Annotated in this window: 18 protein-coding genes; 7 read left to right on the forward strand and 11 right to left on the reverse strand. The window is 37.0% G+C overall.

Annotated features, from left to right (window positions below; genetic code table 11):
• Nucleotides 1-113: 113 nt before the first annotated feature.
• The 3 genes from AC1M36_RS20660 to gerQ all read left to right on the forward strand — a co-directional run bounded on the left by AC1M36_RS20660 (nucleotide 114) and on the right by gerQ (nucleotide 2645).
• Nucleotides 114-1394 carry a serine hydrolase gene (locus tag AC1M36_RS20660; RefSeq protein ID WP_336451706.1) on the forward strand — a complete coding sequence of 427 codons (1281 nt, stop codon included), beginning with the start codon at nucleotides 114-116 and terminating at the stop codon, nucleotides 1392-1394.
• Between the two features lie 340 nt (nucleotides 1395-1734).
• Nucleotides 1735-2160 (forward strand): cell wall hydrolase, encoded by a 426-nt coding sequence (locus AC1M36_RS20665; protein WP_336451705.1) that lies wholly within the window; start codon nucleotides 1735-1737, stop codon nucleotides 2158-2160.
• A 44-nt stretch (nucleotides 2161-2204) separates the two neighbouring features.
• Nucleotides 2205-2645 (forward strand): spore coat protein GerQ, encoded by a 441-nt coding sequence (gene gerQ / locus AC1M36_RS20670; RefSeq protein ID WP_336451498.1) that lies wholly within the window; start codon nucleotides 2205-2207, stop codon nucleotides 2643-2645.
• Between the two features lie 35 nt (nucleotides 2646-2680).
• Here the strand turns inward: gerQ and AC1M36_RS20675 are convergent, their stop codons facing one another.
• Together AC1M36_RS20675 and AC1M36_RS20680 are read right to left on the reverse strand one after the other, a co-directional pair.
• Nucleotides 2681-3049: a DUF423 domain-containing protein gene (locus tag AC1M36_RS20675; protein WP_336451497.1), complete on the reverse strand. Its 369-nt coding sequence runs from the start codon at nucleotides 3047-3049 to the stop codon at nucleotides 2681-2683.
• A 63-nt stretch (nucleotides 3050-3112) separates the two neighbouring features.
• Nucleotides 3113-3409, reverse strand: a complete 297-nt coding sequence (locus AC1M36_RS20680; protein ID WP_336451496.1) for a YwdI family protein — start codon at nucleotides 3407-3409, stop codon at nucleotides 3113-3115.
• Between the two features lie 580 nt (nucleotides 3410-3989).
• On the opposite strand from AC1M36_RS20680, the gene AC1M36_RS20685 reads away from it, so the two are divergent.
• The 3 genes from AC1M36_RS20685 to AC1M36_RS20695 all read left to right on the forward strand — a co-directional run bounded on the left by AC1M36_RS20685 (nucleotide 3990) and on the right by AC1M36_RS20695 (nucleotide 7003).
• Entirely contained in the window at nucleotides 3990-5273 is a 1284-nt protein-coding gene (locus AC1M36_RS20685) for a purine/pyrimidine permease (protein ID WP_479846151.1), read from the forward strand.
• Nucleotides 5274-5493: 220 nt separating this feature from the next.
• The gene (locus AC1M36_RS20690; protein ID WP_431613152.1) at nucleotides 5494-6315 is read left to right on the forward strand and encodes a Cof-type HAD-IIB family hydrolase; all 822 of its coding nucleotides are present in this window, start codon (nucleotides 5494-5496) and stop codon (nucleotides 6313-6315) included.
• 394 nt (nucleotides 6316-6709) lie between these two features.
• On the forward strand, nucleotides 6710-7003 hold the full coding sequence (locus AC1M36_RS20695) for a DUF3817 domain-containing protein (protein ID WP_241816473.1): 294 nt from the start codon (nucleotides 6710-6712) through the stop codon (nucleotides 7001-7003).
• A gap of 40 nt (nucleotides 7004-7043) precedes the next feature.
• Here the strand turns inward: AC1M36_RS20695 and AC1M36_RS20700 are convergent, their stop codons facing one another.
• The 5 genes from AC1M36_RS20700 to AC1M36_RS20720 form a co-directional block, all read right to left on the reverse strand.
• Nucleotides 7044-7721, reverse strand: a complete 678-nt coding sequence (locus tag AC1M36_RS20700; RefSeq protein WP_479846140.1) for a uracil-DNA glycosylase — start codon at nucleotides 7719-7721, stop codon at nucleotides 7044-7046.
• A 19-nt stretch (nucleotides 7722-7740) separates the two neighbouring features.
• On the reverse strand, nucleotides 7741-8733 hold the full coding sequence (locus tag AC1M36_RS20705; RefSeq protein ID WP_479846141.1) for an ABC transporter permease: 993 nt from the start codon (nucleotides 8731-8733) through the stop codon (nucleotides 7741-7743).
• Nucleotides 8726-9643 (reverse strand): ABC transporter ATP-binding protein, encoded by a 918-nt coding sequence (locus AC1M36_RS20710; RefSeq protein ID WP_336451491.1) that lies wholly within the window; start codon nucleotides 9641-9643, stop codon nucleotides 8726-8728. The genes AC1M36_RS20705 and AC1M36_RS20710 overlap by 8 nt, the downstream gene beginning before the upstream one ends.
• A complete protein-coding gene (locus tag AC1M36_RS20715) occupies nucleotides 9640-10452 on the reverse strand; it encodes an SGNH/GDSL hydrolase family protein (RefSeq protein ID WP_431613149.1) in 813 nt (270 codons plus the stop codon). The genes AC1M36_RS20710 and AC1M36_RS20715 overlap by 4 nt, the downstream gene beginning before the upstream one ends.
• An 81-nt stretch (nucleotides 10453-10533) precedes the next feature.
• Complete coding sequence (locus tag AC1M36_RS20720; RefSeq protein ID WP_336451489.1) at nucleotides 10534-11511, reverse strand: LacI family DNA-binding transcriptional regulator; 978 nt, start codon at nucleotides 11509-11511, stop codon at nucleotides 10534-10536.
• 98 nt (nucleotides 11512-11609) lie between these two features.
• On the opposite strand from AC1M36_RS20720, the gene AC1M36_RS20725 reads away from it, so the two are divergent.
• Nucleotides 11610-12239, forward strand: a complete 630-nt coding sequence (locus tag AC1M36_RS20725) for a YczE/YyaS/YitT family protein (RefSeq protein ID WP_336451488.1) — start codon at nucleotides 11610-11612, stop codon at nucleotides 12237-12239.
• 12 nt (nucleotides 12240-12251) lie between these two features.
• Here the strand turns inward: AC1M36_RS20725 and thrC are convergent, their stop codons facing one another.
• From thrC to AC1M36_RS20745, 4 genes are all read right to left on the reverse strand, one after another.
• A complete protein-coding gene (gene thrC / locus AC1M36_RS20730) occupies nucleotides 12252-13310 on the reverse strand; it encodes a threonine synthase (RefSeq protein ID WP_479846142.1) in 1059 nt (352 codons plus the stop codon).
• Nucleotides 13310-14605, reverse strand: a complete 1296-nt coding sequence (locus tag AC1M36_RS20735; RefSeq protein WP_336451486.1) for a homoserine dehydrogenase — start codon at nucleotides 14603-14605, stop codon at nucleotides 13310-13312. Before AC1M36_RS20735 ends, thrC begins: the two co-directional genes overlap by 1 nt.
• Nucleotides 14606-14749: 144 nt before the next feature.
• On the reverse strand, nucleotides 14750-15655 hold the full coding sequence (gene metA / locus AC1M36_RS20740; protein WP_336451485.1) for a homoserine O-acetyltransferase MetA: 906 nt from the start codon (nucleotides 15653-15655) through the stop codon (nucleotides 14750-14752).
• Nucleotides 15639-16937 (reverse strand): bifunctional O-acetylhomoserine aminocarboxypropyltransferase/cysteine synthase, encoded by a 1299-nt coding sequence (locus AC1M36_RS20745; protein WP_336451484.1) that lies wholly within the window; start codon nucleotides 16935-16937, stop codon nucleotides 15639-15641. The genes metA and AC1M36_RS20745 overlap by 17 nt, the downstream gene beginning before the upstream one ends.
• Between the last annotated feature and the right edge of the window lie 20 nt (nucleotides 16938-16957).

Consider the following 16957-nt stretch of genomic DNA (forward strand, 5'->3'; position numbering starts at 1 on the left):
AAACAATAACAGACAAAAATTTGTCAAATTCCCTATTAAATCATAACCTTCTTATATTCGAAATTACGCTAAGATGGTACGAGCTATATGCTAATAACGATGCGAAGGTGATAATTTATATGAGGAAAATTTTATCTATTTTACTAGTGTTTCTATTGTCATTTTCTTCCTCAGGAGTAACAACCTCCCCTGCAGAAGAAAAAATACAAATAGAAGCTGCCGCTGCCATTCTTTTTGATGCAGATACAGGGAAAATACTACATGAACAAAATCCAGATGAATTACTAGCTATTGCCAGTATGTCAAAACTTATTGTTGTTTACTCCGTTTTAGAGGCTATTAAAGAAGGAAAAATCACATGGGATACAAAAGTAAATATCTCTGATTACGCTTATGAAATTTCCCGTAATAATGAATTCTCCAATGTTCCTTTCGAAAAAGGGCGACAATATACAGTTAAAGAATTATATCATTCTATTGTTATCTTCTCTGCAAATGGATCCAGCATTGCACTTGCTGAACTTCTTGCAGGAAGTGAAAAGAACTTCTTAAATCTTGCAAATGAACATGCAAAAAAACTAGGGTTAAAGAAATATAAATTTGTAAATGCTACTGGATTAAATAACGCTGATTTAAAAGGAAAGCATCCGGAAGGAACCGATCCGAACGGAGAAAACTCCTTATCAGCTCGTGACATGGGTATTCTATCAAAAACGATTATTAAAAAGTATCCAGAAATGCTAGAAGATACAAAACAAAGATTTAGAAACTTCCCAGATAACCATCCAAAGCCAATCCGTATGGAAAACTGGAACTGGATGTTGCCCGGGGCCGCTTTCGCTTACGAAGGAACAGATGGTTTAAAAACGGGAAGTTCAGATACAGCTGGATATGGGTTTACAATTACAGCAAAACGCGGTGACTTACGTCTTATCTCCGTTATTATTAAGACAAAATCAATGGATGAACGCTTTACGGAATCCCGTGAATTAATTGATTACGGTTTTAATAACTTTGAAAAACAGAAATTGAAAGTAGATAAAAATAATACACTTTCTGTTGTAAAAGGAAAAGAAGACAACGTAACTGTGACGCCTGAAAAAGAGATAACGGTAATCACGAAAAAAGGTAGCAAACCACCTTACAAAGTTTCCACTGAAGCAGATAAATCACTTGCTGAAGATGGAAAATTAGTAGCACCTATAAAAAAAGATACAAAAGTTGGCTCGCTCGTTTTAGAGTCAACTGACCAATACGGATTCTTAAATGGAAGCAACAAAATGAAAGTCACTGCAAAAACAACAGAAGAAGTAGAAAAAGCAAATTGGATCGTATTAACAATACGATCCATTGGTGACTTCTTCTCAAATATGTGGTCAAAAGTGTTTGGATAATAAAAAAGCTAGCAAATTGCTAGCTTTTTTATTATGTCTCTCCCTCTATATAAATCCAAATAAAAAACTTGACATAACTCCTTTTCTTTTAGGCGAAATTGAGCATCCAGCTATGCATAGAACTTCCTACCCCATGCCACTAAGTGAAAGCAGCAGGAAAAATCTTTATCCTCCGCAGCAATGACTTATGGATGTATATAACATCAAAATCCCACTTCTTAAAACTTTGTTTGGTTGTCATATCTGGCTTCTTTTTCTCATACGTATGAACTAGTAATTGTTCTACACCGTTTTTACCAACTCCTCTTTCTGTAAAAATGGTGGAAGAGAGGTGAAACAAATGGGTGTAATTTCTTATAACGAAGAACATGTAAAATTATTAGCAAGACTTATGCGAGCTGAAGCTGAAGGAGAAGGACAGCAAGGCATGCTAATGGTTGGGAATGTAGGTGTAAATCGTGTTAGAGGAAATTGTTTAGACTTCAAGAACATACGTAATCTACAACAAATGGTATTTCAAAGGCCTGGTGGTTTTGAAGCGACACAAAAGGGGTATTTTTACCAGCGTGCACGCGAACAAGATATCGCCCTTGCAAGACGTGTTATTGAAGGTCAACGATTTTGGCCTGCTAATTTTGCTTTATGGTTTTTCAGGCCAGACGGTCCTTGTCCACCAACTTGGTATAATCAACAAAATACTGGTCGTTTTAAAAAGCACTGCTTTTTCCAACCATCAGGAGAGGACTGCCCAGGTGTATATAGTTAGTTTTATTCTACATTTTAATTTTTAAGGGGAGGGAACGATTTATTATGGCACAGCAACAAAATCCATTCTATGGAACTTTTTTTCAACCTTCTGGAACCCAGTTACCACCAGGACAACAACAGCAACAAATGACACCTCAGCAACAACAAGCAATGCAACAACAAGCGATGCAACAACAAGCGCAAGCACAGTTTGCAGTATCTCAAGGTATGCTACCACTAGAACAATCCTATATCGAAAACATCCTTCGTTTAAACAAAGGGAAAAGAGCAACTGTTGTTATGACATACGAGCGTGGTAGTTCACTTGGAACACAATCTTATACAGGCATTATTGAGGCTGCTGGTCGTGATCATATCGTAATCAGTGAACCTCAATCTGGAAAACGTTTCTTACTACTTATGATTTACTTAGATTACGTAGAATTCCCGGAAGAAATTGTATATTTACCAAGCCAACAAGCAACCTATCCCCCAAGATCATAAAAAAAAGCTGGCGTTTGCCAGCTTTTGTTTTGTCTTTATAACCCTTTTACAACTGCAGTTCCTAGTAAAATCCAGCCTACGATGAACGCGACGCCACCAAGTGGTGTAATCGGTCCAAAAAACTTAATACCTGTTGTACTTAATGCATATAGACTTCCAGAGAACATAATAATTCCAGCTACCATAAACCAGCCTGCTGCACCTAGAAGGGAAGATTGAATTTTATCCATTAATAAAGCAACAATAAACAATCCTCCGGCATGAAACATTTGATATGTAACACCTGTTTTCCAAACTTCTAACATTTTTGCAGAAATCTTATTTTCTAAACCGTGTGCACCAAAAGCACCTAATGCAACAGATAATCCAGCTGCAATACAGCCTAATAAGAAGAAGATTTTCATTAGAATTCCCCTTTTTATCTTTATGATAAGAAATTTTTACATATAAGCCAACCTTTTTAACTCCTAAAAATCAAATAAAGAATTGCCGTTTGCATCCTCTTCCTTCATGTATACAGGTTCCCCCGAAACTGGTACGACTTGCTGAGTTGTTGCTGTCATTGTCATCGGATGAGATGATATAACTTGTGATTGTAATTTTGGCTCTACATACGTATGAGATTCACTCTGTTCATCTAAAAGTAAATCACATAAAGCACGAACAACTGATAAATGTTCTTTTGCCTTCTGTCCTTCACTGCTTTTTGCTTTCGCAATTTCATTTGCCATTTTATTTAAGATCTTATCGCTAGATACTTGCATTCCGTGTCACCTCTTACTTTGTAGTTCTTTCTCAAATTGCCCTAGTTTCTCTACTATATATATCCACTTTGATTTTCAAGCACCTAAGTCGCGGCTATGAAAACAAAAGAAGATCTCCACTTGTTTTCTCATTTTGTTCTCACTTGGCATGGGGCTAAAAAAGGCACTGACGGCTTCTATCCATCGCCGGATTCTCTCTTTCCACCTATAAAGAATGATTTTATGTCGTTTTTTTATTTTGTATTTATATAGACCGAATACTATTATCATATCATGTTATTTTAATTTTTCCTGCTATTTGTTTATCCATCTTCTTCCTCCGCATTGCATGAAATAAAGTGAAACTTTAATCAGTGGGGGTTTTCTTCATCTCCCACTGATAATTAGTCCCCACGAATCGGGCTTTTACGGGCTAAATTCCCCTCAATACTCATTACTACTACCCTAACAGGAATAATACGAAGTAGTTTTATTTTTTGTATTCCTATTCTTCTTCAACTCTTTTCTCCACTACAATCTTTGCCAGAGGAAATAAAATACGTATATACTAGAAGCGGAATCTACGAAAGAGGTCGATATGATGAAAACATTTCTTTCCGCCCTGCAGTGGGCGTTGTTTATTTTGGCTGGAAGCCTCATTGTACCAATTAGCGTTGCGGCCAGTTATGGACTTGAAGGTGCTGAAGCCATTGCATTTGTACAACGAACGTTATTTGTTCTTGGTTTCGCTGGTCTTCTGCAAGCTATATTTGGTCATAGGCTTCCTATCCAAGAAGGCCCAGCTGGTCTTTGGTGGGGAATTTTCTCACTATATGCAAGTCTAGGTGTTGTATTATTTGGATCTAACAGTGAAACACTTCGAGTCTTGCAATACGCTTTCTTATTAAGTGGTATTATTTGTATTATCCTTAGTGTTTTGGGGCTTATTGATAAACTTGTTCGATATTTTACACCGACAGTAATTGGAACATATTTATTCCTTCTTGTCGCCCAGCTAAGTGGTGCCTTCCTAAAGGGAATGTTTGGCCTAGATGGTAAACATTCCGAAGTACAAGCAAATGTATTCATTCTTTCACTTATTGTTATTTTACTATCATTTTTCATTATGAAGTTACCTATTATTGGACAATACTCTGTTCTTTTCAGCATTGTCTTTGGATGGATTTTATTTGCATGTTTCGGATTGTCTAATCCTATTACACCGGTAACAGACATGATTCGACTTCCATCCCTATTTGTCTTTGGGACGCCTCGCATTGAATGGAACATGGCGATCACCGTTATATTTGTTACACTGTTACTTTTAACAAACATGTTAGCAAGCATTCGTGTTGTACAAAAAGTTGTTTCTAAATACGAAAAAGACGCAGTCCAAGATCGCTTTAAACAAGCTGGTATTATAACAGGAATTAACCAATTGTTAGGTGGTTTGTTCTCAGCGATTGGACCTGTGGCTATTTCAGGATCAGCTGGATTTATTGCAACAACAAATATTTATAAACGCCTTCCTTTCATATTAGGATCAAGTTTTATTATTGTAATTAGTATATTTCCAAAGATTACATCATTCTTTGCCGCTATTCCTGTTGCTGTTGGATATGCTGCCATTTATCCTGTATTTGCAAGTATGATTGGTCTTGCCTTTCGTGAATATGACACTGTAGAAAATAAAGAGCGTTTATTCCGCGTCGCTGGTCTGTCTCTTTTCACAGGAATCGGTGTTATGTTTGTCCCACCGCAGGCTTTTTCGACCCTGCCACCATTTTTAGCATCATTTTTAAGCAATGGCCTTGTACTCGGTTCTGTCATGGCTATTTTGCTTGAAGTTTTATTTTCCCGTTCAAAGGAAAAACAGCCATTATAAATTGGAAAACTTCCATTATTGCACTCTATTTTCAGAGTTGTTACGATAGTGATAAATCATTATGGGCAATATGCCCATAATAATTTATCCTAACAATACAGTAATCCAATAAACTTTTTCTAAAGAAGTTCGATGTCTTACTATTTATTCCTCATTATTTTGCTAGATTGAATTTCTAACAATACGAATCATTATTTCAACAAAGAAAGGAATTTTTTACATGTCTTATAAAATGATTGTTTTAGATTTAGATGATACTTTACTTCGCGATGACCATACAATTTCAGAACGTACAAAACAAGCTTTAATGACAGCCCAAGAGCAAGGAGTAAAGGTTGTACTTGCTTCTGGCCGTCCAACATTTGGTATGCGCCATATCGCAAAGGAACTCCGTTTAGAAGAATACGGCAGTTTTATCCTATCATTTAATGGTGCTAAAATTATTAACTGTAAAACAGATGAAGAACTATTCAGTAGTACACTATCTCCTGAAATCGTTCACAGTTTATATGAAATCAGTAAGCATGAAGACGTTTGGATTCATACGTATGTCGGAGATGATATCGTAACAGAAGAGAATAATCCATATACAGAAATTGAAGGTCAACTGACAGGCATGCCGATTATCCAAGTAGATAGTTTTACAGCAGCTGTGCAAGAACCTGTTGTAAAAGTATTAATGAATAAAGAAGCTGAGCGCCTTGTAGAAGTAGAAAAGAAACTACAAAAACAATTAGAAGGTAAACTAAGTGTAATGCGTTCTAAGCCATTTTTCTTAGAATTCACAGAAGCTGGTGTTACAAAAGGAACAAGCTTAAATCAACTGATTCAAAAGCTTGGTATTAAGCGCGAAGAAGTTATTGCAATGGGTGATAGCTATAACGACCAAGCAATGATCGAGTTTGCTGGTCTTGGGGTTGCGATGGGTAATGCTCCAGATGATATTAAAGAAATTGCTAACTACGTAACAGACACAAACATGAATGACGGCGTTGCTAAAGTTGTAGAGAAATTTGTACTTAAAACTGAAGTTCTAGTTTAATATATAAATTTTTCAACATATACATTGCTGCTATGAAATCAAAAGGTAACTTACACTCTCTTTCTCCCTTTGTTTTCACTTGGCATGGGGCGAAAATAGGCACTGACCGCTTCTATCCATGGACTGATTCTCTCTCCCATCTAAAAAGAGGGGTTTTATATCAGTTCTTCAATCTGAATTTATATAAATCCATTCACAAAACCCATTTGAAGTCAAACACTTCAAATGGGTTTTTATTTAAATATACGTAGCTTTGTGAAGATATTTTGAACTTTACAACATTCCCGTAGTGTAAACTTTGTTTTTGTATATAATGAAATAAAATAGACTATTTTATTTTGAATTAGAATACAAATTTACTATATACAAGCTCATATTATAAGGAGGCTGTTTCATGTTATCTACACCAATCGGAAGATTAAGAGCAATTGGATTAGTCGAGGGGATTTCCTTCCTACTATTATTATTCGTAGCAATGCCGCTAAAATACTTCGCGGATTTTCCAGCAGCCGTTAAAATTACAGGTATGGCTCACGGCGTACTATTCATACTATTCATCTTCGCAGTGATTCAAGTAACAATCGTACATCGTAAGTCAATCTTATGGGCTTTAGGTGCATTCATTGCTTCCGTTATCCCATTTGGTACGTTCGTACTAGATGCAAAATTAAAAAATGAACCACAATAAGTAAAAAGGTAGCTAACAATTATCCTGTTAGCTACCTTTTTTATAGGTTTGGAATTTGCCAATCAATTTCTTTCTCATTCATACTAGATAAGATATCGTTCACTTTCGAAAATGGTTTACTTCCAAAGAAACCGCGTCTTGCTGATAATGGACTTGGATGTACCGATTCAATAATATGATGATTTGCATTTGTAATCAGCTTTTTCTTCGCCTGTGCATGGCGTCCCCACAGTATAAAAATCACTGGTTTATCTCGTTCATTTAAAAGCTCAATTACGCGATCAGTGAAATGCTCCCACCCTTTTCCTTTATGAGAATTTGCTTCCCCTTGTCTGACAGTTAACACCGCGTTTAGTAATAACACGCCTTGCTCCGCCCATTTCACTAAATAACCGTTATTCGGGATTTCACAACCAAGGTCTGCACGCAGTTCTTTGTACATGTTTTGCAATGATGGTGGTGTTTTCACACCAGGTTGTACAGAAAAACTTAGCCCATGCGCTTGATCTGGCCCATGATATGGATCTTGTCCTAAAATGACAACCTTCGTATCCCCATAACTTGTATAATGCAATGCATTAAAAATATCATTGGCATTTGGATATACTACATGGGTACTATATTCTTCTTTTAAAAACTGCCTTAGTTTCTGATAATATGGTTTTTCAAATTCTGGTGCAAGTAACGGCTCCCAATCATTCTTTAAAATATGTTCCATCTCTTCACTTCCTCTTCACTTAATTAACCATGTCTTGCTTTGTAAAGACTACAAACGAAACGATAAGAGAAGCTATTGCCCAAACGGTTAAATTCATCAATGAAAAGCTCATCGATAGACCTTGCAATGCTGGTAACTTTCCTGACAAGTAATCTGTTAAGGATAAATTTACACTAAAAATATATTTTGCCCCTTCCCAAGATGTTGCGAAAGAACTTAAGATACCACCTGCAATTAATGCTGCCAGCATGACTCCCATACCAGCTGGTGTATTACGAATTAACACTGAAATCATAAAGGATATTGTTCCCACAACAATTGCAACAAACCACGCTAATCCATATGCCATTAAAATATATTGCCATTGCGGAATAAGATGAACAAAATTTGTATTTAATGTTTCTTTATCTATCCCAAATCCTGTAAGTACTGGTAATTTCCAACCAGAATATCCAAAAACAACGCCCGATAATGCGTATGAAAAAATTCCTACCAGGAGCAATATAAGTGAGATAAATAACAACATCGTCACGTATTTACTGAGAAGAATTTTCCAGCGCCGAATCGGCCGTGTTAGAAGCATTTTCATCGTTCCATCGCTTCGTTCTCCTGAAACAATATCAATCGCTACAATCATTACAAGAAGCGGAATAAACAATGTAATCCCCTGTTCAATGAATGCTCGCACAAATGTCGGTGCTCCCGGTGCAGTTGGATTAATATCATGATCTAAATAATATTGTTGTTGCTCCACTCGTACTTTCAACCAATCCCGCCATTCTTCTGGCAATCTTGAATTATTTAAACGGTTTTGTGAATCAACAATTTGCTGCTGAAGGGCTACTTTCCAATCACTCGTACCGAGGCGCTTTTGTGTTGTTTGCACTTCACGATACTGTGCATACACAAACAAAGGAATTAAGATTGCCAATATGAGCATAACGACAAAAATACGTTTCTTTCGATAGATTTTTTCTGATTCATTTAAAACAAGATTCGCAAATTCACGCATGCTGCTCACTCCTTGTGAGTTCAATGAATAAATCTTCTAACGTAAACACAAGTTCCTTCACGCTATGTACATCTATTCCGTTTTCTACAAAGCGTTTATTCCAATTACTAATTGATGAAATGTCCATCCGGCAAAGTAAACGTTCATTGTCTACACTAATTTCTCTTACTTCTTCTGCCGCTTCTAACATATTTTTCGCCTTTGCAATCGGTGTAACAATCCATTCCACACGATCGCTCGCAGTTTTAATTAACTCTTCAATTGGTGCAACCGTAATCATTTTCCCTTTATGAATAATCGCAACGCGATCACATATCATTTGTACTTCGCTTAGTAAGTGACTCGAAATAAAGACGCTCATATTTTCTTCTTTCACAAGCTTATGTATAAATTCCCGCATCTCTCTAATACCAGCTGGATCTAAGCCATTTGTTGGCTCATCTAATATAAGCAGTTTCGGGTTTCCAAGAAGAGCCTGTGCGATTCCAAGACGTTGTTTCATGCCAAGAGAATATGTTTTTACTTTATCGTGAATACGTTCATCTAAGTGAACCATTTTCGCAATTTCTAAAATACGTTCATCTGATATACCGCCAAGCATCCGTGCAAATTGCTTTAAATTTTCCCATCCCGTTAAATAGGTATAAAGTTCTGGGTTTTCCACGATACTCCCAATTTGTCGCATCGCTTCGCGAAAATTCCCTTGAATATTATACCCACCAATCGTAATCTCACCTTCAGTTGCTTTAATAAGCCCAACTAGCATCCGAATTGTCGTTGTTTTCCCAGCTCCATTTGGACCTAAAAATCCAAATACTTCTCCTTGGTTCACATCAAACGATATGTTCTCCACAAGCGTCTTTTTCCCAATTACCTTTTTTACATCCCGCACTGAAAGTATTATCGTCATTTCGCCTCTCCTCCATCTAGCTGCATCTTACTTACAACATTTTGTAATAAGCGAGTTGCCATGTATGAGTAGCCTGTTTCGTTTGGATGGAAATGATCTGAGTATAATAATTCTTTCCCTCTGCTTTGAAACAGATCAAACGTTGGCGTTATATATACATTTCTATTATCTATTGCTAATTTCTCTAAAGATGCATTCCAATCTACAACAATCGATGAAGAGCCTTTTAAATCCTCTACATCTTCAAATGGATTATATAAACCAAGCCAAAAAATCGGACTATCTTGGTTTAACTTTCGGATTTCAGCTAAAATTTGCTTCGCCTGATTTTGAAACGTTTGCGTATCAGGACGGTATGTTTCTAAGTCTATCTTCTCAAGTGATTCCCAGCCTGGAAATAAGTCATTGCCTCCAATGGTTAAAACGATTAAATCTGCCTGTTTAATGGAGTATTGAGCACCACTGCTTTCTATTTGCTTTAACAAATCTGGCATCTTCGCACCACTAACAGCTAAATTCGTTAACGCAACCTTTTGTTTATAATCCTCTTGTAGACTTTCTTTTACTCGCCCCACATAGCCAATTCCTTCTTTATCACCAACGCCGCGAGTTAAAGAATCACCTAAGCTGACAACTTGTAATGTTCCTGGGTTTTGTTTCCCTTTTACTTGTTTTTGTTCTGTCTTCGTAGTTAAATTTGAAGCTTTCGGATTTAATACATCATTAATACCCGAAATAAAGCCATATGCAAATAAACAAAAAGATACGATTGTAATGAGTAAAATTCCTTTTATTAATTTTGATCTCATATCAAAACCCCTTTTAGCCTGGTAGATTGCCCATATTATACCAAACGCCCATTTGAAAAGCGATTTTCATCTCTTCTATAATTATGTAGTTTCACGAATAGTCAATTGCGGCAAGAGTTCAATACTCTTCACATCTATCTTTTCATCTTTTATCTTCTCATATAGTATCTCAAATGCTTTTGCACCAACTGCTTTACTAGAATGAGCAATCGTTGTAATTCCTAATACATCTGCTACTTCTTGATCGTCACACCCAATAATCGCTAGATCTTCCGGAACACGAATCCCATGTTTCTTTGCTTCTGTTACCATACCTGCTGCAATATGGTTACAAGAAACAAGGAATGCTGTTGGCCTTACAGGCATCTTTATCCATTCCCTTATTACATTGCGCCCGTCGTCTACCTTAAAACACCCTTTAAATTTCCAGTTATCCGCAGGTGTAATAGAAATATGTTGCAGTGCATCCTCGTACGCTTGTTTTCTTCTTTGACTATTAATGCTATTGTCTCTTCCAATACAATATCCAATACAAGTATGACCAGTATCTATCAAGATTTTCATTCCTTGAGCAAACACTTTATAGTAATCAATATGTACGCTCGAGATGAAATTCGAATCTATTTCTTCACAAACTACAATTGGCCCAAATTTCGTATACTCCTCGAGCTTTTCCTTATCATTTGTCCGGGAACATATAATGACTCCATCAAGCTTTTTCATTTTTAACATCTGCAAAATTTCAAGTTCCCTTTCTTCACTATAATTCGTCTGACAAAGCATCATATGATAATTATTCTTTGCAGTTTCTTTCGATATCCCCTCAATAATAGCACTATAATATTGATCATTTACATGCGGCAATAAAACACCAATTACATTTGTTTTTCCTTTCACTAAATGAATTGCATTCACATTTTGAGTGTAATTTAACTCTTCTATAATGGCTAAAATCTCTTTTCGTTTCTGTTCATTCACATACGGATGATTATTAAGTACACGTGAAACAGTTGATACAGATACTCCAGCCAATTCGGCAATTTTTCTTATATTAGTCATTTCATTCTCTCCTTTTTACAAAATTTCTCCCTTGACCTGGTAAGCTTTTCACATTATATCCTTTCCTAGCAAACACGTTCAGAAAGGATTAGGAACATATGATACAATTCAAACTAGAATATATATTTTTTATCGGTGGCTTACTCATTCTATCTCTCGGAATTAATATGATGACAACCATCACTTCTTTTGGACTTAGTCCTTATGATTCATTTTTCATTGCCCTATACCAAAATTTTGGAGTAAGTATTGGCTTTTGGATTTTTATGATTAACTTCGCTTTTACAATTATTGTACTGTTTTTAAATAAAAAGCACATTACAATAGGAACAATCGTTACTATGGTTCTTATATCTGTTTTTGTTGATTGGATTGGTTCTATCGATGTCATTATGAATTCTATCCGCTCTCTTCCAAAATATATAACACTTATTTGTGGAAATCTATTTGTTGGCGCTGGAATTGGCATTTATGTATCTACACAGCTCTGTGCTGCACCGCAAGAAGCATTCGTCTTAACCATGGCTGAAAAGAAAAAGTGGACATTTCGAAGAACAGAAATTTCATTAGCCTTTTTATTTTTAACATGTAGCTTTTTACTAGACGGTCCTATTTACTTTGGTACAATTATCCTTTCATTTACAACAGGCTGGATTATTCAAGCATTTATTCAGATTGGCACAAAGGTCCTTAACATAAAAAAGCCTATTGAGCATCACGCTCAATAGGCTTCATCTATTTTACTGAAAAACAGCTCCCTGAATATAATCAAAGACAGCCTTCTCATCATTTGGTAACACAACTGGCTGAATTTTCTTCGTATCAATAGCGATATTTGGGTCTTTCAAGCCGTTACCTGTTAATACCGCTACAATTTGGCTTCCTTTTGCAATTTCGCCGCTTTGCAGTTGTTTATAAACACCTGCAAGAGAAGCGCATGAAGCAGGTTCTGCAAAGATTCCTTCGTACTTGGCTAACCATTCATATGCCTCAAGAATTTCACGATCTGTCACTTCATCAATTTTACCTTGAGAGTATTCTGTAGCGAGGGCGGCTTGTTCCCAACTTGCTGGATTCCCAATTCGAATCGCTGTTGCAATTGTTTCTGGCTCTTCAATCTTATGTCCACGCACAATTGCCGCTGCTCCTTCCGCTTCAAAACCGTGCATCTTTGGCAATCCCGTGCCAAGTCTTTCATGATACTCTTTGAAACCTTTCCAATATGCTGTAATATTTCCAGCATTACCAACTGGAATTGCTAGAATATCCGGTGCTTTTCCAAGCGCATCACAAATCTCAAACGCAGCTGTTTTTTGCCCTTCAATTCGGTATGGATTAACAGAGTTTACAAGTGTAATCGGCGATGACTTACTTAGCTTACGTACAATTTGCAAAGCATGGTCGAAATTCCCATCAATACTGATAATCTCGGCACCATACATGACAGCTTGCGCTAATTTACCGTATGCAATCTTCCCATTTGGAATAATAACGATACATGACAATCCTGCCCTAGCCGCATAAGCTGCTGCAGATGCAGATGTATTCCCCGTAGAAGCACAGATAATGGCTCCGCTCCCCGCCTCTTTTGCCTTTGCTACCGCCATTACCATACCGCGATCCTTAAAGGATCCGCTCGGATTTGCTCCTTCGATTTTCCCATAAATTGTTGAACCCCACCGCTTCGAAAGGTTTTCTAATAAAACAAGTGGTGTATTGCCTTCATGCAATGTTAAGGAAGGTGTCTTTTCCGTAATAGGTAAAAACTCCTTATACTCAGCAAGCAAACCTTTCCACATTACTTAGCATCTCCTTCGATTCGATAGTTTGCTTTCACACAATCTACTTCCTCGTATTCCCTAAGTGTATGTAAAATATATTCATAGTCTGCAAGTGATGCACGATGGGTTACGATAACAATCTCAGCCTTTCCTTTCTCCTGTAGCGGCATTTGGATAATCTTCTCAAAGCTAACACCACGTTCAGAGAATAAAGACGTGATTTTTGCAAACACACCAATTTCATCTTTTACATGTAATCGTAAAAACTTTTTCACAAAAATTTCATCCGGCTCTTTTAATACCTTCTCATACTGAGGAGAAACTGCACTATTCCCAGTTACACCAAGGCGTACATTTTGCATTACCGCAACTAAATCAGAAACAACCGCTGTCGCTGTTGGTAAGCTTCCTGCACCAGGTCCATAAAACATCGTTTCTCCTACCGCTTCACCATACACATATACGGCGTTATATTCATTTTGAACAGCTGCAAGAGGGTGTGTATTCGGAAGCAACGTTGGTTCAACTGTTACCTCTAACTTTTCACCATCGCGCTTTGCGAGCCCAATTAATTTAATTGTGTATCCTAAGCTTTTACTATATGCAATATCTTCCTCTGTAATGGAAGTAATCCCTTTCACCTTCACATCTCCAAGTTCTACATTTGTAGAAAAACCAAGAGTAGCCAAAATCGTCATTTTTCTTGCTGCATCTAAACCTTCAACATCTGATGTTGGATCTGCTTCTGCAAATCCAAGCTGCTGCGCTTCTTTTAACACGTCGTCGTATGCTCTCCCTTCGTCAGACATTTTTGTCAGAATAAAGTTCGTTGTTCCGTTCACGATTCCCATCACTTTCGTAATAAGATCCGAGGAAAGCCCTTCTACAATGCTGCGTAGAATTGGAATCCCTCCAGCTACGCTCGCTTCGTAGAATAAATCAGCTTGATTTTCCTTTGCTACTGTCAGTAATTCCGCCCCATGCAATGCCATTAAATCTTTATTAGCAGTAACAACATGTTTACCATTGTTCAAAGCTTGTAAAATATAAGATTTTGCTTCCTGTATACCTCCCATCACTTCAATGACAACATCGATATCAGGATTATCTATAATTTCATTTGCATTTTTCGTTAATAAAGTAGAGGGGACTTGGACCTCTCTCTCTTTCTCAATATTTTGCACTAATACTTTTGTTACTTTCACTGGGCAACCAACTTGGTGCATTAATCGATCTTGATGATCCGTAATAATACGAACCACACCGCTGCCAACTGTTCCAAGGCCTAATAAGCCCACTTGAATTTCATTCATGATACTGTCCACCCCTCTAAAGAATTGTATTTAGATGCCATTATATAAGGTAAAATTCTGAAAAACAATGTATTTTGAACATTTAGAAAAATATAAGATAATCCTTACAAAGAAAGCGTTGCCACGTGTTATATGATGATCATCTTACAAAATATAAGGGGTTTCTTGATATACATAATAATTTAACCAATTTGAAAATAATAAATTTCCATGACTTCGCCATCTTATGAGTGGCTTTTCAGCTGGGTTATTATGTTTAAAATAGTTTTTTGGAACCTTAATCTCTAGCCCTTTTTGTTTATCGCGTTCATATTCCTCTTTTAACGTATTACAGCTATATTCACTATGACCAAGAACAAAAACCTGCCTTCCCTCTTGCCCCATAATAAGGTGAACACCCGCTTCTTCTGATGTTGCTAGTAACGTTAGTTCTGGTACCTTTTCAATATCAGCTCTACGTACTTCTGTATGGCGAGAATGAGGTGCAAAGAAGAGTTCATCAAACCCTTGCAATAATTTCACATGCTGTTCATGCACTTCATGTTCAAATACACCAAACATCTTTTCTTTAAGCGGATATTTTGGAATTCCATAGTGATAATGCAAACCCGCTTGCGCCCCCCAACAAATATGCAGAGTAGATGTTACATTTGTTTTTGAATATTCCATAATACGCCCAAGTTCTTCCCAATAATCTACCTCTTCAAAAGGAAGTGTTTCAACCGGCGCTCCTGTAATAATGAGACCATCAAATTTTTCTCCCTCGATATCGCGAAACGTTTTATAAAAACTTGTTAAATGATCTTGCGCTACATTACGGGATACATGAGACTCCATATGGAGCAAATGCACGTATAATTGGAGTGGTGTATTACCGAGTAATCTGAGCAATTGCGCTTCTGTTTCTTGTTTTGTTGGCATTAAGTTCAAAATTGCAATTTTTAAAGCACGTATATCTTGTGTTTCAGCTCGTTCTTTTGTCATGACAAAAATATTCTCTTTTTGCAATACTTTACGAGCTGGTAAATCCTTATCAACAATGATCGGCATGTGCTTTGCCTCCAACTAATGCTTCCTCTAGGTCCGCAATAATATCAGAAACATCTTCTATACCGACTGATAGGCGAATTAAATCAGATGTAACACCTGCTAAACGCTGTTCTTCTTCATTTAACTGTCTATGCGTTGTACTAGAAGGATGAATCACACATGTTCTCGCATCTGCTACATGTGTTACAAGTGTTGCTAACTTCACATTTGCAATAAATTCTTTCGCAGATTCTAATCCTCCTTTAATTCCAAATGTTAAAACACCACTTGCACCTTTTGCTAAATACTTTTGTGCTAGTAGATAATTTTCGTTACTTTCTAATCCCGGATAATTCACCCATTCAATACGATCATGATTAGCAAGCCACTTCGCAACTGCAAGAGCATTTTCACTATGACGCTCCATTCGTAAATGCAATGTTTCTAAACCAATATTGCTAATATACGCATTGAATGGGCTCATACAGTTTCCATAGTCTCTTAATAGTTGAACACGAGCTTTCACAATATATGCTGCCTGCCCAAAGTTCTGCACATAACTTACACCGTGATAACTTGGATCTGGTTCGACAAGCTCTGGATATTTTCCATTTGTCCAATCAAAATTTCCACCATCAATAACAATCCCACCTAATGAACTTGCATGGCCATCAATATATTTTGTTGTAGAATGAACAATGATATTTGCCCCATGTTCAAACGCTTGGCACAAATATGGTGTCGCCAAAGTATTGTCCACGATAAAAGGTACTTCTAGTTCTTTTGCCGCTGCTGAAAACTCTTTAAAATTTAAAACATTCATCGCTGGATTTCCAAGCGATTCTGCATAAATTAGCTTTGTTTTGTCATTTGCAAGTGCCACAATCTCATCAGCAGCTAAATTTGGATTAAAGAATGTAACATCAATTCCTAATTTACGTAGACTTATCCCAAATAAGTTAAATGTTCCCCCATAAACGGTTGAAGAACAAAGTAAATGATCACCACTACTACAAATATTTAGAACAGCAAGCATAATGGCCGCTTGACCAGAGGCTGTCGCAACAGCTCCAACGCCGCCTTCTAAATCGGATAACTTTTGTTCAAATGCTGCTAGTGTCGGATTCCCAATACGCGTATAAATATAGCCTTCTGCCTCTAAATTAAAGAGTGCCGCTAAATCATCAGACGTATCGTATTTGTACGTCGTACTTTGATAGAGTGGTAAAACACGTGGTTCACCATTTTTTGGTGTATAACCACCCTGTACACAAATGGTTCCTTTTCCCCATGATTCTCCCATTTCTCTTTCTCCTTTCTTTT

The sequence above is a fragment of the Bacillus sp. Medicinal_06 genome, assembly GCF_056711665.1.